At 60.8% G+C, this 23,412-nt stretch carries 21 protein-coding genes; 11 read left to right on the top strand and 10 right to left on the bottom strand.

Annotated elements, in window-relative coordinates; translation table 11 throughout:
* The first annotated feature begins 66 nt into the window (after positions 1-66).
* Positions 67-780 carry a PqiC family protein gene (locus EAH78_RS15450; protein ID WP_140668286.1) on the top strand — a complete coding sequence of 238 codons (714 nt, stop codon included), beginning with the start codon at positions 67-69 and terminating at the stop codon, positions 778-780.
* A 263-nt stretch (positions 781-1,043) separates the two neighbouring features.
* Here the strand turns inward: EAH78_RS15450 and EAH78_RS15460 are convergent, their stop codons facing one another.
* Entirely contained in the window at positions 1,044-2,576 is a 1,533-nt protein-coding gene (locus EAH78_RS15460) for an AhpA/YtjB family protein (RefSeq protein ID WP_140668288.1), read from the bottom strand.
* Positions 2,577-2,711: 135 nt separating this feature from the next.
* On the opposite strand from EAH78_RS15460, the gene serB reads away from it, so the two are divergent.
* Complete coding sequence (gene serB, locus EAH78_RS15465; RefSeq protein ID WP_027922002.1) at positions 2,712-3,926, top strand: phosphoserine phosphatase SerB; 1,215 nt, start codon at positions 2,712-2,714, stop codon at positions 3,924-3,926.
* A 135-nt stretch (positions 3,927-4,061) separates the two neighbouring features.
* On the opposite strand, the gene EAH78_RS15470 is transcribed toward serB, so the two are convergent.
* The 4 genes from EAH78_RS15470 to EAH78_RS15485 form a co-directional block, all read right to left on the bottom strand.
* A complete protein-coding gene (locus EAH78_RS15470; protein WP_140668289.1) occupies positions 4,062-5,819 on the bottom strand; it encodes a molecular chaperone in 1,758 nt (585 codons plus the stop codon).
* 142 nt (positions 5,820-5,961) lie between these two features.
* Positions 5,962-6,822, bottom strand: a complete 861-nt coding sequence (gene asd / locus EAH78_RS15475) for an archaetidylserine decarboxylase (RefSeq protein ID WP_027922000.1) — start codon at positions 6,820-6,822, stop codon at positions 5,962-5,964.
* A gap of 16 nt (positions 6,823-6,838) precedes the next feature.
* Positions 6,839-7,654 (bottom strand): thiosulfate sulfurtransferase, encoded by an 816-nt coding sequence (gene rhdA / locus EAH78_RS15480; RefSeq protein WP_140668290.1) that lies wholly within the window; start codon positions 7,652-7,654, stop codon positions 6,839-6,841.
* A gap of 42 nt (positions 7,655-7,696) precedes the next feature.
* Entirely contained in the window at positions 7,697-9,235 is a 1,539-nt protein-coding gene (locus EAH78_RS15485; protein ID WP_140668291.1) for an HDOD domain-containing protein, read from the bottom strand.
* Positions 9,236-9,401: 166 nt separating this feature from the next.
* Between EAH78_RS15485 and motA the strand changes: the two genes are divergently transcribed.
* Together motA and motB are read left to right on the top strand one after the other, a co-directional pair.
* Positions 9,402-10,253 (top strand): flagellar motor stator protein MotA, encoded by an 852-nt coding sequence (gene motA / locus EAH78_RS15490; protein ID WP_027921997.1) that lies wholly within the window; start codon positions 9,402-9,404, stop codon positions 10,251-10,253.
* A gap of 3 nt (positions 10,254-10,256) precedes the next feature.
* Positions 10,257-11,300 carry a flagellar motor protein MotB gene (gene motB / locus EAH78_RS15495; protein ID WP_027921996.1) on the top strand — a complete coding sequence of 348 codons (1,044 nt, stop codon included), beginning with the start codon at positions 10,257-10,259 and terminating at the stop codon, positions 11,298-11,300.
* Between the two features lie 42 nt (positions 11,301-11,342).
* Here motB and EAH78_RS15500 read toward each other — a convergent pair whose 3' ends face one another.
* From EAH78_RS15500 to rsgA, 4 genes are all read right to left on the bottom strand, one after another.
* Positions 11,343-11,828, bottom strand: a complete 486-nt coding sequence (locus EAH78_RS15500; protein ID WP_140668292.1) for a toll/interleukin-1 receptor domain-containing protein — start codon at positions 11,826-11,828, stop codon at positions 11,343-11,345.
* A complete protein-coding gene (locus tag EAH78_RS15505) occupies positions 11,828-12,787 on the bottom strand; it encodes a caspase family protein (RefSeq protein WP_140668293.1) in 960 nt (319 codons plus the stop codon). Before EAH78_RS15505 ends, EAH78_RS15500 begins: the two co-directional genes overlap by 1 nt.
* A 2-nt stretch (positions 12,788-12,789) precedes the next feature.
* A complete protein-coding gene (locus tag EAH78_RS15510) occupies positions 12,790-13,197 on the bottom strand; it encodes a TIR domain-containing protein (protein ID WP_140668294.1) in 408 nt (135 codons plus the stop codon).
* Positions 13,198-13,409: 212 nt separating this feature from the next.
* Entirely contained in the window at positions 13,410-14,441 is a 1,032-nt protein-coding gene (rsgA, locus tag EAH78_RS15515) for a small ribosomal subunit biogenesis GTPase RsgA (protein WP_027921992.1), read from the bottom strand.
* A 107-nt stretch (positions 14,442-14,548) separates the two neighbouring features.
* Between rsgA and orn the strand changes: the two genes are divergently transcribed.
* On the top strand, positions 14,549-15,091 hold the full coding sequence (orn, locus tag EAH78_RS15520) for an oligoribonuclease (protein WP_008048058.1): 543 nt from the start codon (positions 14,549-14,551) through the stop codon (positions 15,089-15,091).
* Between the two features lie 219 nt (positions 15,092-15,310).
* Positions 15,311-15,922, top strand: a complete 612-nt coding sequence (locus EAH78_RS15525; protein WP_027921991.1) for a trimeric intracellular cation channel family protein — start codon at positions 15,311-15,313, stop codon at positions 15,920-15,922.
* Here the strand turns inward: EAH78_RS15525 and queG are convergent.
* Positions 15,904-16,983 carry a tRNA epoxyqueuosine(34) reductase QueG gene (queG, locus tag EAH78_RS15530; protein ID WP_140668295.1) on the bottom strand — a complete coding sequence of 360 codons (1,080 nt, stop codon included), beginning with the start codon at positions 16,981-16,983 and terminating at the stop codon, positions 15,904-15,906. The genes EAH78_RS15525 and queG overlap by 19 nt on opposite strands.
* Before the next feature lie 63 nt (positions 16,984-17,046).
* On the opposite strand from queG, the gene EAH78_RS15535 reads away from it, so the two are divergent.
* From EAH78_RS15535 to miaA, 5 genes are read left to right on the top strand one after another with little or no spacing between them, the layout of a single operon-like run.
* Positions 17,047-18,546, top strand: a complete 1,500-nt coding sequence (locus tag EAH78_RS15535; protein WP_140668296.1) for an NAD(P)H-hydrate dehydratase — start codon at positions 17,047-17,049, stop codon at positions 18,544-18,546.
* Entirely contained in the window at positions 18,534-19,004 is a 471-nt protein-coding gene (tsaE, locus tag EAH78_RS15540) for a tRNA (adenosine(37)-N6)-threonylcarbamoyltransferase complex ATPase subunit type 1 TsaE (RefSeq protein WP_140668297.1), read from the top strand. Before EAH78_RS15535 ends, tsaE begins: the two co-directional genes overlap by 13 nt.
* Positions 19,005-20,447: an N-acetylmuramoyl-L-alanine amidase gene (locus EAH78_RS15545; protein WP_140668298.1), complete on the top strand. Its 1,443-nt coding sequence runs from the start codon at positions 19,005-19,007 to the stop codon at positions 20,445-20,447.
* Entirely contained in the window at positions 20,444-22,354 is a 1,911-nt protein-coding gene (mutL, locus tag EAH78_RS15550) for a DNA mismatch repair endonuclease MutL (protein ID WP_140668299.1), read from the top strand. The genes EAH78_RS15545 and mutL overlap by 4 nt, the downstream gene beginning before the upstream one ends.
* Positions 22,354-23,325 carry a tRNA (adenosine(37)-N6)-dimethylallyltransferase MiaA gene (gene miaA, locus EAH78_RS15555; RefSeq protein ID WP_140668300.1) on the top strand — a complete coding sequence of 324 codons (972 nt, stop codon included), beginning with the start codon at positions 22,354-22,356 and terminating at the stop codon, positions 23,323-23,325. The genes mutL and miaA overlap by 1 nt, the downstream gene beginning before the upstream one ends.
* Positions 23,326-23,412 lie beyond the last annotated feature (87 nt).

Genomic DNA, 23,412 nt, shown 5'->3' on the forward strand with positions numbered 1-23,412 from the left:
GCGTTCTTCATATTTATTGAGTATTTTCACTGTGGTCAGCCTTGTGGCGGCCACCTGGATGGGACGATGACTGCTCTGCGCCTTCCTTTTATTTTGATGCTCGCTGGCGTTTTAGGCCTGGCGGGTTGCAGCGTTCACCAGCCGGTGTCGCTGTATCAACTGGACAGTGGAAGTCCGGTTGCGCCTGCGCAAAGCACAGGCATGGCGGTATTGTTGGGCCCGGTAACGGTTGCTGATTACCTGCAACGCGAAACCCTGTTGCAGCGTCAACCCGATGGCAGCCTTCAGGCGTCGACCGACGGTCGTTGGGCCGGGAGCTTGTCTTCGGACATCGATCAACTGTTGCTGCGTCAGGTAGCCGGTCGTCTGGACAGTCAGCGCGTTGTGCTGGCGCCAGCGACCCTCGGCTTCACGCCGGATGTTCAAGTGCTGCTGACGATTACTCGCCTGGACTCGGGTGAGTCGCAACCGGCAATCCTTGATGCGCAGTGGCGTTTGATTGATCGTCGTGGTCAGGTTCGCGATAACCGCATCATTCATCTGCAGGAACAGCACGCGGGCGGCACAGCGGCACAGGTTCAGGCTCAGGGTGTGTTGTTGCAGCGTCTGGCGGAGCAATTGTCGGTGGCGTTGAAGCCATTGGCCAATCAGCCACCGATTGCTGAAGTGCCAAAGAAGCCGGCTGCCAAGCCTGTGGCTCCGGCGGCAGAGCAAGAGAAACAACCGAAGATCCCGATGGCTTCGCCAATCCGGACCGATATGGAAGTGTTCAGGTTCTAAGCCTGGACTGATCCAAAGCAAAGCCCGCCTTGTGCGGGCTTTGTTGTTTCTGCAGGTTGGGGATCTCTGCTGCCTGTCCCACCGCCTTCGCGACCAAGCCCGCTCCCACATTTGACCGCATTCCTATTGAAAGAACTCGGTCGAATGTGGGAGCGGGCTTGCTCGCGAAGGGGCCAGACCTGACAACACACCTTTCCCGCAGACAACAAAAAGCCCGCAGACAATCACTCATCTGCGGGCTTCTTTACAGCGGGGGGTAGTGCTTACGCCCGACGTTCATGCATCCGCGCCAACTGCCGCTCCAGCATCGACGGATAAGGCTCCATCAACCGCTCCACGCAGCAAGCGCCCTCTGGGCTGGCAATCGGACGAATCCGTGCACGCTGACGGATCAGCGCATCGTCACTGATCTTGCGTTCCACCAGCAGCAGGTTGCGGCTGTGTTGCGACAGGGCCAGGGCGTCCTGAGCGGATTCGGTCAGCAGCAAGTCGATCTGACTCATACCGAACAATTCCTCACCCAGCGTCAGACCCAGCTGCAATTGCAGGGTGATGCCGCTGTCCGCGACTTCGATCTGCAACTGATGCCCAAGGGCTCGCAACAGCTCACCGCAGCAGATGGCGTTGGTCAGGTAGTCGTCGCCGCTGTCTTCGGTGTGGAACAGCATCAGCGTGCTGCCATCGTTCAGGGTATGCAGTTCGCTCTGGTAGAGCGAAGCGGCCTGATCGAGGCAGTCGCGATAGCGTTTCAGCAATTCTTCCAGGCGTGTGCGAGGCAGGCGACGCAGTTGATCCTGGGCGCCCAGTTGCACGGCCAGGACCGCACTGTGTTGTGGCACGTTCGAAATCACCGGTTTTGCGGCCGGTTTCGGCGCGTTGGCAACCGACTCGTCAAGCAGATCGGCAAACGCATCATCGTCGTCATCGTCTTCAGCGGTGCTGACAATGCGCCGTGGCGCCGGTTTGAGGGCTGCCACTGGCTTGGTTTCATCGAAACTCGGGTCGCGCAGATTACGCACTTCGAAGGTCGGCTCGTTGTCGTCCGCGTCTTCGTAGTCGCTCTCGTCGTACTCGGGTTCTGGCGCTGGCTCGGGTTCGGCCGGCTCTGGTGCGAAATTGGCGTGCAGCTGACGGGCCAGGTCGCCAATTTCATCCTGGCGCTCGGTGGCCGGGGTGTATTCGTCGATGTTGCGCAGCCAAACGCGCAGTTGCAGCAGCGGCGTGGAGATGTGCCGACCCAGGCGCAAGCTCAGGGCCAGGGACAGGGCCAGCAGAATCGCACTCAAAATGCCCATGCTTTGCAGGCTGATGGTCATCGGCTGCTGGAACTGATCCATGTCCAGGCTGATGCGCAGTTGCCCAGCGGTCACGTCCTGGAATGTGATTTTGCTCTCGTACATGCCCTGGGCTTCGCCCAGCAGGCTGTGCTTGGGACGCTGACCGGCTTCGGCGAGGATGCGGTTATCCACGCTATAAATGGCGGCGTGGGCCACCAGTTTATTCTTGGTCAGGTTGTTGAGCAGCACGTTGAGGCTGAGGATGTCGTTGGACACCAACAGCTCCGTGGCGGACGTGGCCGTCTGCGTGGTCAGGCTTTCGCCCAGCGCATCGGCCTGCTCGTGCATGGCCTGCTTGAACTGCAAACCCATCACGCAGGCGTAGATCACCAAGGCCAGAGCGACCAGGATCACGTTATGGCTGGCGATGCGCAATGCAATCGGTACACGGCGATGGCGCAGTGCCCGGAAGATCAGCAGAAAGAAGTTATCGGTTTTTACTGGCGTGGGCCGGTTCACTTGAGCTCGGCTCTTTTGTCCGTGAAGTTGACGCGCAGTATAGCGACAGGCCCTAGACCGGCAAAGCGCTCACGGTGCCCGATGGTCACTGAAAGTGGGTAGAATGCGGTTTTTTTCCACTTGCGGGGGTGCGCCTTGCGCGAAATCGTCCTGATAAACATCACGGGAGTCGACCGTCCGGGTCTGACTGCGGCCATTACCGGTGTTCTGGCCCAGGGTGGTGTGAACATTCTCGACATCGGTCAGGCGGTGATCCACGACACCCTGTCGTTCGGCATCCTGGTTGAAATTCCGGATACCGAGCAAGGCAAATCGGTGCTCAAGGACATCCTGTTCAAGGGCTACGAGCTCGACCAGCAGGTGCGTTTCACGCCGGTGTCCGAAGAGGATTACCAGCAGTGGGTCGGCAATCAGGGCAAAAAGCGCCACATCGTGACGCTATTGACCCGCAAAGTGACTGCCGGGCAATTGCAGGCCGTGAGCTCTATCACCGCCAAATATGGATTGAACATCGACCACATCGATCGCTTGTCCGGGCGCATGCCGCTGGACACCCCGGCCGACAAGGGCAAGGGCTGCATCGAGTTTTCCGTGCGTGGCGAAGCGGCCGATCCGCAGGCGCTGCGGGCCGAATTCCTCAGCGTTGCGCAGGAATTGAACGTCGATATCGCCTTTCAGGAAGATTCGCTGTTCCGACGTAACCGTCGTCTGGCGGTGTTCGACATGGACTCGACACTGATCGAGGCCGAAGTGATCGACGAATTGGCCAAGGCAGCCGGCGTGGGCGATCAGGTGTCTGAAATCACCGAGCGGGCGATGGCCGGTGAGCTGGATTTTCGTGCGAGCTTCAAAGAGCGCCTGGCGTTGCTCAAAGGCCTGGACGTCAGTGTGCTGGATTCGATCGGTGCGTCCCTGCGCCTGACCGAAGGTGCCGAAACCCTGTTCGCCGAACTTAAGCGCCTGGGCTACAAGACCGCCATTTTGTCGGGTGGTTTTACCTACTTCGCCAAGCAATTGCAGGCCAAGTTGGGTATCGACTATGTGTTTGCCAACGAACTGGAAGTGGTCGACGGCAAGGTCACCGGTGTGGCGGTCGAGCCGATTGTCGATGCGCAGCGCAAGGCGGATTTGCTGCGTGAGCTGGCGCATAAAGAAGGCTTGCGTCTGGAGCAGACCATCGCGGTCGGCGACGGCGCTAACGATCTGCCGATGCTGGCGATTGCCGGGTTGGGCGTGGCGTTCCGGGCCAAGCCGTTGGTGAAACAGTCGGCGAAGCAGGCGATTTCTACCCTTGGGCTGGATGGCGTGCTTTACCTGTTGGGTTTCCGCGATCGGGACGGGCAGCTCTGAGTTTTGTAGCGCCTGATACTCAGCCTTCGCGAGCAAGCCCGCTCCCACATTTAACCGTGTTCCTCTGGGATAACGCGGTTAAATGTGGGAGCGGGCTTGCTCGCGAAGGGCGCGCTTCGGTCTTTCAGAGTAACCTCAAAGCGAAGGCCACAACGAATCAAACACCTCCTCAACGCCGCTCCCCGCGGCGTTGTCGTTTCTGCTTGTCTCCAGCGACCTATACGCAAACTGATTAAAACTGTTGGTGCTCGCCACCCGCCGATCCAGCCCGGCCCGGTGCTCCTGGCCATTGGTGTTGATCAGTACCTTGCTGCCTTCCTGGAACGGCAAGCGCGGGGCGAGCACGGTAGCAGGCATGTCGATGGCACTGATTTGTGGCAGCAACAAGCCGCGCAAGTAGTGGCTGTGGTCATCCTGGTTGCGCACCAATTGCAGGCCGCAAGGCTCGGCGAAGGGCGCGACTTGCTCAATGCCCATCTGCGTGCCGCCGCTGCGCACCTGACGAATCCAGCGCACTACGGCAATGCTCCAGCCTTTATTGATTGAGTCCTCGATCCCGACCATTTCCCCGGCCTGTAACTCGGCGGGCACCGCGTTGGGCCAGGCCAGGCAATAACCGCCGGGGCTGTGATTGATGACGGGCAGGGCATAGGTCGGAAAATGCCGGTTGCTGTCGGCCTCGTTGCTGTCGTCGTTTTGCAGGTGCGGGTATTCAATTTCTTCGTAGGGCAGCAAGGCATCGGCAGTGCCCTGGGACGCGGCATCGAACGCCTGATGCCATGGGTCACTGCCCCGACTGGCTGCAGGCATTGCCGAAAACTGCGCGAGTCGGTTGCCCGGATTTTTCAGCAGGTCGCTGAATGAGCGCTGCCCGCCCAGATAAAAGTGCAGCGCGCTCATCCCCACGCACAGGGTCAACGTGCCTTGGCCGACGGTGCGCTGAAAGCTGCGCTCGGCCGCCTGGCCCCAGGCGGCGTGCAGGTGTTGCAGCGAGTCCACGCTAAGGCCCGTTGGTACGGGCAAGGCGTCTTTAATACCTTGCAAATGAGTTTCGATGGCATCGACCAGTGGCTGCGGATCAATCCCCAGCAAATTGACCTGCTGCTCGGCCCGAAACCTGGTGCGGTAACGCGGGCCGGTATCGAGATCAGGGGCGATGGCGAACAGTCCATCCGTCTGCAGTTTGACCCGGCTGCTCCACGGTTCCAGCGCTTCGGCGAGGCGGGTGATCTGGTTCTGGCGCAATTGATTGCAGCGTGACGCGCCCAGCAGCAGGGCGACGGCGTAAGTCTGTTCGATACTCAGGGATGGCGTCTGGCTGGCCAGCTCATCGCGCAGGCTCTGGTGTTGCAGTCGATGTTCGCAGCCGATCCGGTACAGCTGGTGCAATTCCAGCCACACACCGTCCGGCGCCGGGCAGTAGAGCTGAGTGGCGCGGATCAACTGACCGTTCAGGCAATGAATGGCCCGTTGCAACGCTTGCGCCAGCAGTGGCGCACGGTCCTTGCTGAAACGCGGTGAGATACGGATGACGATCTGTTTGTAGCCAATCGCCAATTGACCTTGCAGGGCCTGGCAAAGGTTGGCGATCTTGCGCGAACGCTCGTCGAGGACAATCGCCTGGTGCAGGAAATGCCGCTCCAGGTGTTTGCAGACGTAATACACCTCGGGCCTGAGCAGCTCGAGCATGGGCAGACGATTGGCGCTTGGGGTCAGCAGTTGGTTGAGTTCGCCGAGCGCTTGATAAAGCTGCCGGGCAGTTTCGCCGATGTTGGCTTTGGGCAGGGCGGCAATCCAGCGCTTGAGGTCGCGCGGGGTGGCTTCGCAGAAGGTCAGGCGCAACTGTGCAGGGAGCGGGGCGCGTAACAGCAGGTGGGGACTGGTCTCATTCATACCGTGGAAAAACTCCAGCCGGCCAATGGGCAGTGAATGACCTGACTGTAGCAGCTATGTCCATCAGCGCGGGACAACCAGAGCGGTCGCCACCGAGTGGTATCCGCCCCTCCGAAAATGTTCGGAAGAGCGGATCAGCGGATCAGGCCTTAGGCAGGCCCATGCCCTGGCCCATCTGCACCGGCGAACCGGCCGCCAGTTCTTCGGCCCACTTGACCTGATCTGGGCCGAACAGCACGACAGCGGTCGAACCCAGTTTGAAGCGACCCAGTTCCGCACCTTTCTCCAGATGGATCGGTGCGCGGGCGGCTTCGTCGTAGCGGAAGGTTTTCAGTTCGCGTTTCGGTGGCGTGACCAGACCGGCCCAGACGGTTTCGATTGACGCAACGATCATCGCGCCCACCAGCACCACGGCCATCGGCCCGCGCTCGGTGTCGAAAATGCACGCCACACGCTCGTTGCGGGCGAACAGCTCCGGCACGTTTTCGGCGGTGGTCTGGTTGACCGAGAAGATCCGGCCCGGAATGTAGACCATCTCGCGCAGGGTGCCGGCCAGCGGCATGTGCACGCGGTGGTAGTCCTTCGGCGACAGGTAGATAGTCGCGAAATCACCGCCCATGAACGGTGCGGCGTTGGCCGCGTCACCGCCCAGCAACTCGAGCACGCTGAAACTGTGGCCCTTGGCCTGGAACACGCGACCGTGTTCGATCGGGCCGAGCTGGCTGACCGCGCCATCGGCCGGGCTGAGGATCGCGCCCGGGGTTTCGTCCAGTGGACGAGCGCCGTCTTTCAAGGCTCGGGTGAAGAACGCGTTGAAGTGCTCGTAGGCAGTCAGGTCTTCGACCAGCGCCTGGGACATATCTACCTGATAACGCTTGGCGAACCAGGCGGTAAAGGCGTTCTTGAACCAGCGCACGCGGCATTCGGCAATGCAGCCGGCCAGTCGCGAGAGCAAGTGATGGGGCAGCAGGTATTGGCTGAGGATAAACAGACGCTTGTTCATTAACTGTCCTTAAACCTTAAATCTCAACGGGGGTGTCGGGGTGGTTGCCCCATTCGCCCCAGGAACCGGCGTAGCCTTTGACCCGCGGATAACCGAGGGATTTGGCCACCAGATAAGTGAAGCCAGAACGGTGGTGAGTCTGGCAGTGGGTAATGACTTCTTTGTCTTTGCTGATCCCTAGCTGTTCGAGGATCTGCGGCATGTCGGTGCGGATGCGCAGGTTGCGCGCCTGATCCATGCCCGCAGTCCATTCGAAATTGACGGCGCCCGGAATGTGCCCGGCCTTGGCCGCCAGCACTTTCTCGCCGGAATACTCCAGCGGCCCGCGCGCGTCCCAGATCGCCAGGTCGGCGGCGCCGAGTCGGCTTTGCAGGTACTCGCGGGTCGCGGTGGGTTCGTCGTGCAGAGTCAATTTCACCGGGCCGCCAACGGGGGCCGGGATCTGGATCGACATCGGCATGCCTTCTGCCAGCCAGGCCGTCAGACCGCCGTCGACGTAGTGGTATTTACGGTGACCGATGACGTCCAGCAGCCAGATAAAACGCCCAGCCCAACCGCCACCTTCGTCGTCGTACACCACGTACACCGCATCGGGGTTGTGGCCCAGTTCTCCGAACAGCGCTTCAAGTGCCGCTTGCGGCGGCATCAATCCCGGAGCAGGCGCCTGACCGAGTTGCGTGCGTTTCGGATCGACAAAACGCGCGCCGGGAATATGCCCTTCGGCATAGCGGGCGCTGCTGGTCAGGTCCACCAGAATCAGATCGCGGGCCTCGAGGCGAGGGAGCAAGTCGCTCGGCTCGATCACCAGCGGCAAGCCAGAGAAGTCAGACATGTGAGGTCTCCAGGGCACAAAAGGGAGGATTGTAGCGCAGCGTCATTGGCCGCGGTGGCTAAAGGTGTTCAAGGCTTTCTCGATGCACTGCGCGGTTTTGCCGAAGGCTTGCACGGTGATTTCCGAGAACGGCCCGCCGCCCTGATCCGCCACCACGACCATGATCACCCGACCATTGTTGACCAGCGAGCGCAGGATCAAGTGTTCGCCACGGAATTGCGCGCGCAGGTTGCCAGGCAACAACGCCGAGAACTGCGCGGTGTTGGCCGGTGTCAGGCGCACCTGAGCCTGTTGCGAGAGCAAACGTTGCAGCACGGAGCTTTGGCTTACCACGAAATTCAGCCCGGCCGTTTCTGTTGGCAAACCGGCAACCTGATGCACCCGCAGATTGGCGTGCGTGCGGTCAGCCATCAAGATCATCACCCGGCGCATGCCGCACGCGACCAAAGCGTCTCGAGCCGAGGTGGTCAAGTGCATCGCGTTGGTGAAGGGGCTTGGCTCCACCAGCAACTCGGCGCATTGGCCGCGCCATTTGGCCAGGTCTTCGGTGGTCGGCGCCGGGGCCGGCAGCAATGCGGCGTGGACACGGTTCATGCCCCACGGCCAGAGCAGCGATACAGCGGGGTGCCAGAGGTCCGGCATGGTGTGCAGCCGGGCGCTGTTGGCGGCCTGTTGGTGCAATTGCTGCTGCACCTCGGCGATGGGCATTTGCAGGTAAAGGCTGGTCAGGTATTGCCAGCGCTCGCTGTGCGGGCAGTCCCACGCCTGTTGCGCCGACAGCGCCAGACCGTTGGCCAGCAGCACGGTATTGGCCGGCTGATTGAGCCAGCGGCGCAGGGTTGGATCGTCATCGAGGCGGTTTTGCTGGCGCAGCGGATGATCGCTGTCGCGGGCAATGCGCAGCACTTTGACCAGTTCGCGCTGCTCGGTCAGCAGCAGGCGATAACCCTGCTCCACCCACATCGGCAGACGCCAAATGGTCACCAGGGCCTGGCAGATGTCCAGCAGGCGTACGCCGAACAACTGTTTTTCGACCTTGCGCGCCGACTCACCTTTATGGATGACCCGCAGTTCCCACTCTTCGAGCAATTGCGGATAGGTCAACGCCATCGGCCACAGCGGCGAGAGAAACAGCAGACTGCCCCAATGAATGTCCTGCCACAGTCGCGCCAGGCGACTGGCAAAAAAACCGTTGGCCTGTTGCGTCGCGTGCTGGCTGATCAATTGCAGCTGGCGCAAGGCAAGCGGGATCTGCAATTGGGGTTCGGCGGGGAGCCGGGCGAGCAGTTCTTCGGTGCGCTTCAAGCCGAGGCGATTGATCGCCACTTCCAGGTTTTCCGCAGGCTCGGTCATGCTGCCGTGGGTATGGCGATTGGCTTCACGAATGATGCTCAAGGCCAGGGCCGGGCTGTCTTGCATCAGTTCGGCGATATCACGCAGCGAGCTGCGATTATCGGCGATGGCCCTGCAGACACGGTCATGGCTGTCTTGCGGAACCGGCAGGCGCACGCCATCGAGAAGCTTGACCCAGCCTTCAAGTGTTGTTGGTTTTTGAGTGGGAATGTTCGTCTGGTTAGCCATGGTTGGACGCAATCTTCGTCTGCATTACCTATGCCCGGAGTAGGCTAAATTAGCTTTTCGCTTGAACGGGCTATAGTCTGGCGCAGTTTTGCCGATAAGGAGAAGAAGAGATTTTTCGACCTCCGAATATGACCTTGAACCCGACTCAGTAAGTGCTCTCCTACCTATGGCTAAAATTCTCGGCATCATTGTCGTATTCGCGAGCGTGCTCGGCGGGTACGTGCTCTCCCACGGCAAGATTGCTGCCCTTATCCAGCCTTTCGAGGTGATGATTATCGGTGGTGCAGCCTTTGGCGCATTCCTGCAAGCCAACCCTGGCCACATGGTCAAAAACGTTCTGAAGAAAGCCTTCGGGATGTTCAGCTCGCGCTTCAACCACACTTTTTACCTTGAAGTGCTGGGGCTGATTTACGAGATCCTCAACAAGAGCCGCCGCGAAGGCATGATGGCCATCGAAGGCGACATCGAAGATGCTGCCGCGAGCCCGATCTTCGCCAAGTACCCGGCAGTGCTCAAAGATGACCGCATGACCGCGTACATCTGCGATTACCTGCGCATCATGTCCTCCGGCAACATGGCCCCCCATGAGCTGGAAGGCCTGTTCGACATGGAACTGACCAGCCTCAAGGAAGACCTCGATCACCCGTCCCACGCGGTGAACGGTATTGCTGACGCCATGCCGGGCTTCGGTATCGTCGCGGCGGTACTGGGTATCGTGGTGACCATGGCCTCCCTGGGTGAAAGCGATCAGAAAATGATCGGCGTGCACGTGGGTGCGGCACTGGTCGGTACCTTCTTCGGTATTCTCGCCGCCTACGGCTTCTTCGGCCCGCTGGCCCACGCCCTGGCCCACGATGCCAAGGAAGAACTGAACGTCTACGAAGCCATCAAGGCTTCGCTGGTGGCTTCGGCGTCCGGCATGCCTCCATCACTGGCCGTGGAATTCGGTCGCAAGGTTCTGTACCCGGCGCACCGTCCTAGCTTCGCTGAGCTGGAACAAGCGGTTCGCGGTCGCTAAACCATGGAAAATAACCAGCCGATCATCATCAAGCGCGTCAAAAAATACGCGAGCGGGCATCACGGCGGTTCCTGGAAAATCGCTTTCGCGGACTTCGCGACGGCGATGATGGCGTTCTTCCTGGTGCTGTGGCTGCTGTCCACCGCCACACCGGAGCAGAAGATCGCCATCGCCGGTTACTTCAAAGACCCGGTCGGCTTTACCGAAAGTGGCACGCCGTACATCATCGACCTGGGCGGCTCCCCGACCTTGGCGCCGGAGAAAACCCTCAACCCCGAGGTGAAATCCCAGCCGCAGCCAGACCGCGTCACTGTCGACACCGAACAGGTCGAAGGCATGGCCGAGCAGGTTGAAAAGGAACGCCTGGAACTGTTGTTGCAAGAGTTGCAGAACAAAGTCGATGAAAACCCGCAGCTGCAGAAATTCAAGGACCAGATCCTGTTCGAGATCACGCAGGACGGTTTGCGCATCCAGATCATGGACGCCGAGAACCGCCCGATGTTCGACTCCGGCAGTGCGCGTCTGAAACCGTACTTCGAAGACATTCTGCTGGCCATGGCCGACACCATCAAAGCGGTGCCGAACAAGATCAGCATCAGCGGCCACACCGATGCCAAGCCGTACTCAGGCACCGGCGATTTCGGCAACTGGGAACTCTCGGCCAACCGTGCCAACGCCGCTCGCCGTGCGCTGGTCGCCGGCAGCTATCCGGATCAACAGGTCGCGCGGGTGGTCGGTTACGCCTCGTCGGCGCTGTTCGACCGTGAGAACCCGTTCAATCCGGTCAACCGCCGCATCGACATCGTGGTACTGACCAAGAAAGCCCAAAAGGCCATTGAAGGTTCGCAAGGTGCAGAACCCGCGCCAGAGCCGGCACCAGCCCCCGCAGCACAAGGGCAGGGCGGTCCGGGCGAAGTGCCGGCCAAACCAGTTGATCCGAACGCCTTGCCGGCGGATAAAGAACCGCTGCCGGCCCACGAGCTTCGTGAGCGTCTGAACATTTTTGAAAACCCGGCACCGAAACCGGCTGAACCGCCGAAGCAGTGACCCACAAAAAAGCCGACAGCGATGTCGGCTTTTTTGTGTCTGTCAGAAACCCCGTCGAATGCGGTTCTTGAGCTGGTCGTGGAACAGTTCGGCATCACGCCGGTAAGTGCCGCGAACGGATTCGCTGAACGACTCCAGCCCCATTGAGCGCTTGGAGAGCAACTCCTCGCGATAGGCGTCGATAAAGAAGTTGATATCGTTCTCACCGCTCAACTTCGGCCATTTATCGAGGTACAGCGGCAGCGCGCTGGGGCCGATCTTGTACGAGCAGATCCGGCGATTGCTGATGGTCGCTTCGCCGATTTCGAACGGTACCCACCACGATTGCGCGGTCTGCTCCGACACCACGGCCATCAAGTGTGTGCATTCAGTGATGTTGCGGGTGATGACGGTGGTGATGTCTTCGGTTGTTTGCGATTCCGCGTCCAGCACATCGAGGTAGGTCTTGATGTTTGCCTGCGTCAGGCGGGTGTTAATGGCCATCGCATGGGCGCGGTCGGTGTGGCGGTAGCTGATAAACACAGGCATCAGAAATGTCCCTTGATCGCGAGTTCGCGGTAATAGGCGCCGAGGGCCGTCAGGCGGCAGCCGGTGGAATGCAGGGCGGCGTAGTACATGTGCTCGGCGTCTACCGGTTCGATCAGGCTGTGGCGGTTGCACTTTTGCAGTTGCTTGAAGATGTCGCCGTTGTCGGGATCGAACGCGGCCTCGGTCGGTTCGTAGCTGGGGTCCAGGGGGAACACGTAGCTCGGTTCCGGAAACCAGTCCTTGAGCTTGCGCAGGGTTTCTTCGGCAATCAGCGGCGTCACTTCCCGCAGCGGCACAAATTGCGAGACGTTGGTCTTGAACACCGGCCGTTGCTCCCAGGCCCCCAGCGCATTGTCGACGAACGAATACACGCTGCCGGGTGTGACTTTGCCCAGCACATTGGCGGCTCCGCCATGCAGTGCCTGCAGCAACAGGTCGGTAAACACGCCGTGGCCGCGACCTTCGAGCGCCACCTGGTCTTTTTTGCAGGCAGTGAGAATGGTCAGGCCTTCGCTGATCACGCTGCTGCCACCGCGCAACCCGCGCATGGCGGCCGCTGCGCCGGCCTGGCAGCAGTCGAGGATGATGATTTTGTTCTTGATGTGGGTGGCGCTTTCCGCCCAGTTGAGGATGTCGCTGATGCGGATGCCTTCAACGCCCTGACCGAAATCCTGGGGAATCAGCAGGCCTTCATCGATGCTGGTATCAAACTGGCCGTGACCGGCGAAGTACAGCAGCGCCACGTCGCAATCACCGGAAAACAGACTCTGGATCTGCTGCTTCAGGTTCGTGTGAGTGAGGTTTTCCTCCGCCGACGTCAGGACCTTGCTGCTGAAGTTCGGCCGCCCGTTGGCGTGGCGTTCCAGTACCGAGGCCATGGCCATTGCGTCGTTGTTGCAGCCACTCAATGGCGACACATAGGTGTAGTGGTTGATACCGATGAACAGTCCCTTGCGCATGGTTACACCGCCGTGTGCAGGCGAATGGCGTTGACGATGCTATTGGTGTTCCAAGCGCACTCCGCATGCGCCGCCTGGCGTACTACGGCAGAAATCCGCTCTGCCCCAAACGGCTTGACCGCAATGATCACCTTGCCCATTCGTTTGGCGATCTCGATTTCCTTGTTGATCCACTTGCTGTAGGTGGAATACATGCCGGCCATGATCAGTACGGCCGAGCAGGGGCGGATTTTGTTTTCGATGGCTTCCAACAGTTGTTTGTCGGTTTTCGCGCCAAGAATCGGGTTGTCCTCAGGCACCGAAAAATTCTTGAAGCTGAAGCCTGCCTGCGCGTTGAGCAGGCGCACAAGATTGTCGTGGGCGTGGGGGTAGTTCCACGAATGGCTGATGAACAAATGATAGGTTTGCATGGTGGTCCCTCGGTATCGCCGGAATGCGAAGAGGGCTTGAATGTATGCACTTGATTGGCCGCAACAAGGCCTGCGCGGTTAAAGAGACGGGTCCTTCAAGCGGGCGCGCGGAAATCTTACAGATGTGTCTGACGTTTAATCAGAGGGGGAATGTGTAGGACGGAACAAGCGGCCCACCGCCCCGTCAGTATCGGGGCGGTGGGCGCGTCTGTTTAATAGCTGGTTTCGGGCAAACTGGCGATGATCGAGCGGTAGCTGTTCATCCGTTGCTGCTGCACTCGGCCTTCTTCGAGGGCTTTGAGCAGGGCGCAACCCGGTTCGCGGTCGTGCTTGCAGTCGCGGAAGCGGCAGGTACCAATCAGGTCGTTGAACTCGATGAAACCGGCTTCGACGTCGGCACGGCTGACGTGGCCCAGGCCAAATTCACGAATGCCCGGGGAGTCGATCAACTCACCGCCTCCGGGAAAGTGGAACAACCGCGCGGTGGTCGTGGTGTGGGTACCCTGCCCGGACAGCTCGGACAACGGGCCGACGCGGGCTTCGACTTCCGGCAGCAAGCTATTGACCAGCGACGACTTGCCGACGCCGGACTGGCCGACGAACACGCTGATGCGTCCGTCGAGCTGCTCCTGCAACTGCTCCATGCCGTTGCCGTGGTGCGCCGACACTTCCAGCACCGGGTAACCGAGCGTGCGGTAAACCGCCAGTAAGGCATTCAGGGCCGGGGCGTTCTGCTCGTCGATCAAGTCGAATTTGTTGAGCAGCAGCAGCGGCCGGATACCGGCGTGCTCGGCAGCGACCAGATAACGGTCGATCAGGTTCGCGTGCGGCTCGGGCAGCGGCGCGAACACGATGACGATCATGTCGACGTTGGCGGCCACAGGTTTGAGCTGGCCACGGCTGTCCGGACGGCAGAGTTCGGTTTTACGCGGCAGTTGCGCCACGATCACACCGATGCCCTGGTTGCCGGCACGCCAGACCACCTGATCGCCGGTCACCAGCGCAGGCAGGTTGGCGCGCAAGTGACAACGGAACACTTCACCGGCCAATTCGCCCTCGAGGGCTTCGACTTCGACCTGCACACCGAAGTGCGCGATCACAAGGCCCGTCTGTTCCGGACCCAGGTCGCCGCCTTCAAGTGCCTCGACAGCGGAGGACTCGCGTTTGGCGGCGCGGGCAGCGCGTTCGCCCTGAATCTTTTCGATGCGCCAGTTTTGACGACGATTGAGTTGGCGTTTGGCCATGGGTGTTCCGTATCAAGAATGCAGCGATTAGGTAAAACGGCCGCGAGTTTAGCACGCCCCGCCGGTTGCCTAGGCTAAACTGCGCAGCATTGCCTAGGAGCCGACACATGCAAAACCCGCAGAATCTGATCTGGATCGACCTGGAAATGACCGGTCTGAACCCTGATACCGACGTCATCATCGAGATGGCCACCATCGTCACTGACAGTGACCTGAACACCTTGGCCGAAGGCCCGGTGATCGCCATTCACCACAGCGACGAGATCCTCGCCGGCATGGACGAGTGGAACACCCGTCAACACGGTGGCTCGGGCCTGACCCAGCGCGTTCGCGACAGCCGCATCAGCATGGCCGAAGCCGAAGCCGAGACCATCGCTTTCCTGGAGCAGTGGGTGCCCAAGGGCAAGTCTCCGATCTGTGGCAACAGCATCTGCCAGGACCGTCGCTTCCTTTATACGCACATGAAATCCCTGGAAAGCTATTTCCATTACCGTAACCTCGACGTGTCGACCCTCAAAGAGTTGGCCGCACGCTGGGCGCCGGACGTGCGCGACAGCTTCAAAAAAGGTAGCACTCATTTGGCGCTGGACGACATCCGCGAGTCGATCGCCGAACTGCAGCACTACCGCAAGCATTTCATCAAGTTCTGATGCTGCCGAGCCTTTGTGGCGAGGGAGCTTGCTCCCGCTCGGCTGCGAAGCAGTCGTAAAACCTGCAAATGCGGTGTGACTGGAAGAATGCCGGGGAGCGCTTCGCGCTCCAGCGGGAGCAAGCTCCCTCGCCACAGGTTGCGTGTGATGCGTTCTCGCCCTCTTTTGGTGCTGGCCCTAAATGGCTAGACTGCGCGCCTTTCTGCAAGGACCGCCGCCATGTTGCTGATGCTTTACCTGATTGCCATCACCGCCGAAGCCATGACCGGCGCGCTGTCTGCCGGCCGCCGCGGGATGGACTGGTTTGGCGTGGTGCTGATCGCTTGCATCACGGCGTTGGGCGGCGGCTCGGTGCGCGACGTACTGCTCGGCCACTACCCGCTGACCTGGGTCAAACACCCGGAATACCTGGTGCTGACCTCGGTCGCCGCCATGGTGACCGTCTTTACCGCACGCTGGATGCGCCACCTGCGCTCGCTGTTCCTGGTGCTCGATGCCGTGGGCCTGGTGGCGTTCACCCTGATCGGCTGCATGACGGCGTTGGAAATGGGCCACGGCATGCTGGTGGCGTCGGTCAGCGGCGTGATCACCGGCGTATTCGGCGGCATCCTGCGCGACATTTTCTGCAACGACATCCCATTGATTTTCCGCCGAGAGCTTTACGCCAGCGTCTCGTTCGCCGCGGCGTGGTGCTACATGCTCTGCATCTACTTGCAATTACCCGGCGAACAGGCAATTTTGATCACGCTGTTTGGCGGCTTTCTGCTGCGGCTGCTGGCGATTCGTTTCCACTGGGAAATGCCGAAGTTTGTTTATAACGACGAAGCCTGACGCTCGGCGTGTTGTTTGAGCGCCCATTCGACATGCTCACGCACCAACTCCGACGGGTAATCCCTGCGCGCCTTCAACGCCTCCAGCACCGGAATGCTCGACGGCGCATTGCCCAACCCCACCGCCAGATTACGCAACCAACGTTCATAACCCGCCCGGCGTAATGGCGAGCCTTCAGTGCTGCTGAGGAATTTATCCTCGTCCCACATGAACAGCTCGGCCAATTCGGCATTGTCCAGATTGTGCCGAGGCTTGAAGTCGCTTTCACCGGACGGACGGGCGAAGCGGTTCCAGGGGCAGACGATCTGGCAGTCGTCGCAACCAAACACCCGGTTTCCAATCAATGGCCGCAGATCTTCCGGGATCGCGCTTTTCAGTTCGATGGTCAGGTACGAAATGCAGCGCCGGGCGTCCAGTACGTAGGGGCCGACGAAGGCGTTGGTCGGGCAGATGTCGAGGCACGCGGTGCAGCGGCCGCAATGTTCGGTGGAGTGGGGTGGGTCGACCGGCAACGGCAGGTCGACAAACAGCTCGCTGAGGAAGAAGTAACTGCCGGCCTTGCGATTCAGGACCAGGGTGTTTTTGCCGATCCAGCCAAGACCGGCCTGCTCGGCGATGGCTTTTTCCAGCACCGGGGCGCTGTCGACAAAGGCGCGGAAACCAAACGGGCCAATTTGCGCCTGAATTTTGTCGGCCAGTTGTTGCACGCGTTTACGAATCAATTTGTGGTAATCGCGGCCCAGGGCATAACGCGAGACGTAGGCTTTTTCCGGTTGGGCCAGCATGTGCGCCATTTGAGTGTCGCCGGGCAGGTAGTCCATGCGCAGTGAAACCACACGCAAGGTGCCGGGCACCAGCTCTTCCGGATGCGAGCGTTTGCTGCCGTGGGCGCCCATGTAGTCCATTTCGCCGTGATACCCCGCGGCGAGCCAGCGCTCCAGGTGCTGCTCATGCTCGGCCAGGTCCAGGCCGCTGATGCCGACTTGCTGAAAGCCCAGCTCGCGGCCCCAGTCCTTGATGGATTGGGCGAGGGCGGGCAGGTCTGTGGTAATTGCAGGCATGAGGCGAGAGAAACCGGAGCTGAGGTGCGTATAATTCTGCCAGACATCGGAGCCCGAAGACGCATGCCGCACACTAAAGATGATTTACCCGACGCGCTGTATAGCGCTGCGCAGGTCCGCGGGCTCGATGCGAGCCTGATCGCGGCCGGCACACAGGGCTTCGAACTGATGCAGCGCGCGGCGCGAGCGACCTGGCGAGCGCTGGTCCGGCAATGGCCGTCGGCGAATGAATTGACGGTGCTGGCCGGTCACGGCAACAACGCTGGCGACGGTTATCTGGTGGCCGTGCTGGCCAAACGTGCGGGTTGGTTGGTTCGCGTGTTGGCGGTGGGCGATCCCCAACGTTTGCAGGGGGACGCGGCGTTGGCGCATGCCGAGGCGGTGTCCGATAAAGTCTCGATCGACGCCTGGACTGCGCAGGCCGAATTGCGTGGCGTTGTGCTGGACGCATTGCTGGGCACCGGTCTGACGGGGGAGGTGCGTGCGCCTTACGCGGACGCTATCGCGGCGATCAATGCCTGCGGATTGCCGGTGGCGGCGGTGGATATCCCTTCGGGCCTTTGTGCCGATACCGGTCGAGCCCTCGGTACGGCGGTGCACGCCGATCTCACAGTGACCTTCATCGGTTTGAAGCTGGGGCTGTTCACCGGCGATGCCGCAGACTGCGTCGCAGAACTGGTTTTCAATGATTTGCACGCCGACCCGCAGCTAGTCGAGGCAGCTGCAATCAGCGCTCGGCGCCTGACGGCCGGCAACTTGCCGCGTCTTACAGCGCGAGCGCCGACGTCCCACAAAGGCAAATTCGGCCATGTGCTGCTGATCGGCGGCGATCTCGGCTTGGGTGGCGCAATCCTGCTGAGCGCACAAAGCGCCCTGCGCAGTGGCGCCGGCATGGTCTCCGTGGCAACCCGCAGTGAACACGTTGGCGCTGCACTGGCGAGAATTCCTGAAGCCATGGTGCTGGGCACTTCGTCGGCCAACCAGTTGATGGATTTGCTGCAAAAGGTTTCCGTATTAGTGGTCGGCCCTGGCTTGGGGCAGGCGTCCTGGGGGCGCAGTTTGCTGTCGGCGGCCGCCAATGCACCGTTGCCGCAAGTCTGGGACGCCGATGCGTTGAACCAGCTTGCCGAAGAACGCGTGAATTTGCCCAAGGATTGCGTGATCACACCGCATCCGGGCGAAGCGGCGCGGTTGCTCGGGATCAGTACCGCCCAAGTGCAGGCTGATCGCCCGGCGGCGGCGCATGCGTTGAGCAAAAAATATACAGCGGTCGTGGTGTTGAAAGGCGCTGGCAGCCTGATCGCCAGTCCCGATGGGCGTATGGCGTTGTGTCATCAAGGTCATCCGGCCATGGCCACCGCAGGTTTGGGTGATGTGCTGGCCGGTCTGGTAGGGGCGTTGCTGGCTCAAGGCATGCAGGCGTTCGATGCCGCGTGCCTGGCAGTCTGGCTGCACGCCAATGCGGGTGAGCAACAAGGTAAAAATGGCCGTGGGCTGGCGGCCAGTGATCTGATCCCGGCCATTCGTCAGTTGTTGGAGGAGCAAGCACCGTGTCTGAAGTAACCCTGTACCTGGCTGATGAAGAGGCGATGACGGCCTTTGGCACACGCATCGCAAAAACCACCCAAGGGCACGGTCTGATTTTTCTGGAAGGGGACCTGGGGGCGGGTAAAACCACCTTGTCGCGAGGTATCATCCGCGGCCTGGGGCACGAAGGCGCCGTGAAAAGTCCGACCTTTACCCTGGTCGAGCCCTATGAGATCGGCGACATCCGCGCCTTTCATTTCGACTTGTACCGTTTGGTCGATCCGGAAGAGCTGGAGTACCTCGGCATTCGCGACTATTTCGACGATGACGCGCTGTGCCTGATCGAATGGCCCGATAAAGGTGCAGGCTTTTTGCCAAAGCCCGACCTGACCATTACCATTAGCCCGCAAGACAGCGGGCGTTCGCTGAAAATTTTATCCCGGGGCTCGCGCGGCGAGGCCTGGTGTGCCGCTTTGGCATTGGAAACCAATTAAATGATGGGGTCAGGTATGCGCTTTCGCGCGATGGTAGCTGCCGTAGGGTTGTTGTTTTTGGCGGTGACCGTCGACGCTGTGGCCGACTCGAAGGTCAACAGTGTTCGCCTGTGGCGGGCGCCGGACAACACGCGGCTGGTGTTCGACCTGACCGGGCCGGTGCAACACAGCGTGTTCACCCTCACCGCTCCGGATCGGCTGGTGATCGACATCAATGGCGCGACACTCGGTGCGCCGTTGAACGTCAACACTTCCAATACCCCTATCACCGCCATGCGCTCGGCTCAACGCACGCCGACCGACCTGCGGGTGGTTATCGACCTGAAAAAGGCCGTGACCCCGAAAAGCTTCTCCCTGGCCCCAAACGCCCAGTATGGCAACCGGCTGGTGGTCGATCTGTTTGATAACGCCGCCGATGCCGCGCCGTCGCCAGCCCCGACTCCGACGCCGACCCCTTCGGTCGCCACGATGCCGGCGGTGCCCGTCACGCCGGTTGAACCGGCGATCAAACTACCACCTGCACCGCCAGGCAAACGCGACATCCTTGTGGTGATCGATGCCGGCCACGGCGGTGAAGACCCGGGTGCTTCAGGCTCTCGCGGTCAGAAGGAAAAAGACGTGGTATTGGCCATCGCCCGTGAACTGCAGCGACAGGTCAACGGCATGAAAGGCTTCCGCGCCGAACTGACCCGTACCGGCGACTACTTCATTCCGCTGCGCGGCCGAACCGAAATCGCCCGTAAGAAAGGCGCCGACCTGTTCGTTTCGATCCACGCCGACGCCGCGCCGTCGGCCGCCGCCTTCGGTGCGTCGGTGTTCGCCCTGTCTGATCGCGGCGCAACGTCGGAAACAGCCCGCTGGCTGGCGGACAGTGAAAACCGCTCCGACCTGATTGGCGGTGCCGGCAACGTCAGCCTCGATGACAAGGACCGTATGCTCGCGGGCGTGCTGCTCGACCTGTCGATGACGGCGTCGTTGACGTCCAGCCTGAACGTCGGCCAGAAAGTCCTGAGCAATATCGGACGAGTCACGCCACTGCACAAGCAGCGTGTGGAACAAGCCGGGTTTATGGTGCTGAAGTCGCCGGACATCCCGTCGATCCTGGTCGAAACCGGGTTCATCTCCAACTCCAACGAAGCGTCCAAACTGGCATCCTCGAATCACCAGCAGGCGCTGGCGCGTTCGATCAGCAGCGGCGTGCGGCAGTTCTTCCAGCAAAACCCGCCACCGGGCACTTACATTGCCTGGCTGCGCGACTCCGGAAAAATCGCTCAAGGCCCACGTGATCATCGCGTCAGCCCGGGTGAAACCCTGGCGATGATTGCCGTGCGCTATCAGGTGTCGCCAGCGACGCTGCGCAGCGCCAATAACCTGTCGAATGATGAGCTGAAAATCGGTCAGCACTTGACCATTCCAGGCACTGAGTTGGCGGCGAAAGAATGAATCAGGTCGTGATCAACAGCGCGCGCATCGAGCTGCTCAGCCCGCGACTCGCGAACCAGATTGCCGCCGGCGAGGTGGTCGAACGCCCGGCTTCGGTGATCAAGGAGCTGCTGGAAAACAGCCTCGACTCCGGTGCCAAGCGCATCGATGTCGATGTCGAGCAGGGCGGCGTCAAGCTGCTGCGAGTGCGCGACGATGGCAGCGGCATTTCTGCCGATGACCTGCCGCTGGCGCTGGCGCGACACGCCACCAGCAAGATCCGCAATCTGGAAGACCTTGAACAGGTCATGAGCCTCGGGTTCCGTGGTGAGGCACTGGCATCGATCAGCTCCGTGGCGCGCCTGACCCTGACGTCCCGCACCCGCGATGCCGTTCAGGCCTGGCAGGTCGAAACCGAAGGCCGGGACATGGCGCCGCGCGTGCAGCCAGCCGCGCATCCGGTGGGCACCTCGGTAGAAGTGCGGGACCTGTTCTTCAACACCCCGGCGCGTCGCAAGTTTCTCAAGACCGAAAAAACCGAATTTGATCACCTGCAAGAAGTGATCAAGCGTCTGGCGCTGGCGCGCTTTGATGTTGCGTTTCACCTGCGCCACAACGGCAAGACCATCCTCAGCCTGCACGAAGCTCATGACGACGCGGCCCGTGCCCGGCGTGTGGCGGCGATTTGCGGATCAGGGTTCCTGGAACAGGCGCTGCCGATCGAAATCGAGCGCAATGGCCTGCATTTGTGGGGTTGGGTCGGCTTGCCGACATTCAACCGCAGTCAGGCAGACTTGCAGTATTTCTTTGTGAATGGCCGCGCAGTGCGCGACAAACTGGTGGCCCACGCGGTGCGCCAGGCCTATCGCGACGTGCTGTTCAACGGCCGGCATCCGACGTTCGTGCTGTTTTTCGAAGTCGATCCGGCAGGCGTTGACGTCAACGTGCACCCGACCAAGCACGAAGTGCGTTTCCGTGACGGGCGCATGGTGCACGATTTCCTCTACGGCACCTTGCACCGCGCCTTGGGCGATGTGCGTCCCGAGGATCATCTGGCCGCACCGGTAGCGACGGCCATCGTCCGACCGACCGGCCTCGATGCCGGCGAATTCGGCCCGCAGGGGGAAATGCGTCTGGCGGCCAATGCGCTGCTGGAGCAACCCCAGGCGCAGCCGTCGTTCACCACCCCGGCTGGCTCGGGCGCTGGCGCCGGTTATCAGTATCAATACACGCCACGCCCTCAATCCGGCGTACCGGTTGCCGAAGCCCAGGCGGCATACCGTGAGTTCTTCGCGCCGTTGCCCGAGGCCAATTCGGTTGCGCTGCCGGCCGGGCAGGACGACATTCCGCCGCTGGGTTACGCCTTGGCGCAGCTCAAAGGCATCTATATTCTCGCGGAAAACGCCCAGGGCCTGGTGCTGGTGGACATGCATGCGGCTCACGAGCGGATCATGTACGAGCGCCTGAAAATTGCCATGGCCAGCGAAGGCCTGAGCGGCCAGCCGCTGCTGGTGCCGGAATCCTTGGCGGTGAGTCAGCGCGAAGCCGATTGCGCCGAAGAGCACGCGGCGTTGTTCCAGCGTCTGGGCTTTGAATTGCAGCGCCTGGGGCCTGAGTCCCTGGCCATCCGGCAGATTCCGGCCTTGCTCAAGCAAGCGGAAGCCAATCGACTGGTCAGTGATGTCTTGGCGGACCTGATGGAATACGGCACCAGCGACCGGATTCAGGCGCATCTGAATGAATTGCTCGGGACGATGGCCTGCCACGGCGCGGTACGTGCGAATCGGCGCCTGGCCATCCCGGAAATGAACGGTCTGCTGCGCGACATGGAAAACACCGAGCGCAGCGGTCAATGCAACCATGGCCGACCAACCTGGACCCAATTGGGCCTGGATGATCTGGACAAACTGTTCTTGCGCGGTCGTTGATGAGCCAGCTCCCTCCAGCGATTTTCCTGATGGGCCCGACCGCTGCGGGCAAGACCGACCTGGCCATCGAGCTGACCAAGGTCCTGCCGTGCGAGCTGATAAGTGTCGATTCGGCGCTGGTCTATCGGGGCATGGACATCGGCACCGCCAAGCCTTCGAAAGAAATTCTGGCTGAATTCCCACACCGTTTGATCGACATTCTTGACCCGGCCGAGAGCTATTCCGCCGCCGATTTTCGTCGTGATGCCCTGGAAGCGATGGCCGAGATCACCGCGCGGGGAAAAATCCCGCTGCTGGTGGGCGGCACAATGCTCTATTACAAGGCTTTGGTCGAAGGTCTGGCGGACATGCCAGCGGCCGATCCCGACGTCCGCGCGCAGATCGAGGAAGAGGCTGCACGCCTTGGCTGGCAAGCGCTGCACGAACAATTGGCATTGATTGACCCTGAGTCTGCCGCGCGTATTCATCCAAACGATCCGCAGCGACTCAGTCGGGCACTGGAAGTTTATCGCGTCAGCGGTCAGAGCATGACCGAGCTGCGACTGAGACAATCTGTGCAAAGTACCGAAGCAGCCGCTTCGGGACTGCAACAATTGCCCTATACTGTCGCGAACTTGGCTATTGCTCCGGCAAATCGTCAGGCACTGCACGAGCGAATTAAACAAAGATTCACGAACATGTTGGAACAGGGATTCATTGACGAGGTCGTAGCCCTGCGTAAGAGAAGTGACCTGCATTCCGGGTTGCCGTCTATACGTGCGGTAGGCTACCGACAAGTCTGGGATTACCTGGATGGCAAGCTGACGCAAGCCGAGATGCAGGAGCGTGGAATCATTGCCACGCGCCAATTGGCAAAGCGTCAGTTCACCTGGCTGCGCAGTTGGGCTGATTTACACTGGCTGGACAGTCTCGATTGCGACAATCTGCCGCGCGCCTTGAAATACTTGGGGACCATCTCCATATTGAGCTGAGTCCTTGCAATTGCCGTCTATCCTTGGGGGTGTGACGGCTAAAGCCATCTGTTTACCTATTTTTTATATTGAATCCTTAAAGGAGTG

It is taken from the genome of Pseudomonas arsenicoxydans, assembly GCF_006438915.1.
GTDB classification, from domain to species: Bacteria; Pseudomonadota; Gammaproteobacteria; order Pseudomonadales; family Pseudomonadaceae; genus Aquipseudomonas; species Aquipseudomonas arsenicoxydans_A.

Coding starts and splice junctions, on each gene's coding strand:
- EAH78_RS15450 (WP_140668286.1), top strand. CDS start 67: ATGACTGCTCTGCGCCTTCCTTTTATTTTGATGCTCGCTGGCGTTTTA.
- EAH78_RS15470 (WP_140668289.1), bottom strand. CDS start 5,819: ATGAATGAGACCAGTCCCCACCTGCTGTTACGCGCCCCGCTCCCTGCA.
- asd (WP_027922000.1), bottom strand. CDS start 6,822: ATGAACAAGCGTCTGTTTATCCTCAGCCAATACCTGCTGCCCCATCAC.
- rhdA (WP_140668290.1), bottom strand. CDS start 7,654: ATGTCTGACTTCTCTGGCTTGCCGCTGGTGATCGAGCCGAGCGACTTG.
- EAH78_RS15485 (WP_140668291.1), bottom strand. CDS start 9,235: ATGGCTAACCAGACGAACATTCCCACTCAAAAACCAACAACACTTGAA.
- motA (WP_027921997.1), top strand. CDS start 9,402: ATGGCTAAAATTCTCGGCATCATTGTCGTATTCGCGAGCGTGCTCGGC.
- motB (WP_027921996.1), top strand. CDS start 10,257: ATGGAAAATAACCAGCCGATCATCATCAAGCGCGTCAAAAAATACGCG.
- EAH78_RS15500 (WP_140668292.1), bottom strand. CDS start 11,828: ATGCCTGTGTTTATCAGCTACCGCCACACCGACCGCGCCCATGCGATG.
- EAH78_RS15505 (WP_140668293.1), bottom strand. CDS start 12,787: ATGCGCAAGGGACTGTTCATCGGTATCAACCACTACACCTATGTGTCG.
- EAH78_RS15510 (WP_140668294.1), bottom strand. CDS start 13,197: ATGCAAACCTATCATTTGTTCATCAGCCATTCGTGGAACTACCCCCAC.
- rsgA (WP_027921992.1), bottom strand. CDS start 14,441: ATGGCCAAACGCCAACTCAATCGTCGTCAAAACTGGCGCATCGAAAAG.
- orn (WP_008048058.1), top strand. CDS start 14,549: ATGCAAAACCCGCAGAATCTGATCTGGATCGACCTGGAAATGACCGGT.
- EAH78_RS15525 (WP_027921991.1), top strand. CDS start 15,311: ATGTTGCTGATGCTTTACCTGATTGCCATCACCGCCGAAGCCATGACC.
- queG (WP_140668295.1), bottom strand. CDS start 16,983: ATGCCTGCAATTACCACAGACCTGCCCGCCCTCGCCCAATCCATCAAG.
- EAH78_RS15535 (WP_140668296.1), top strand. CDS start 17,047: ATGCCGCACACTAAAGATGATTTACCCGACGCGCTGTATAGCGCTGCG.
- EAH78_RS15545 (WP_140668298.1), top strand. CDS start 19,005: ATGATGGGGTCAGGTATGCGCTTTCGCGCGATGGTAGCTGCCGTAGGG.
- mutL (WP_140668299.1), top strand. CDS start 20,444: ATGAATCAGGTCGTGATCAACAGCGCGCGCATCGAGCTGCTCAGCCCG.
- miaA (WP_140668300.1), top strand. CDS start 22,354: ATGAGCCAGCTCCCTCCAGCGATTTTCCTGATGGGCCCGACCGCTGCG.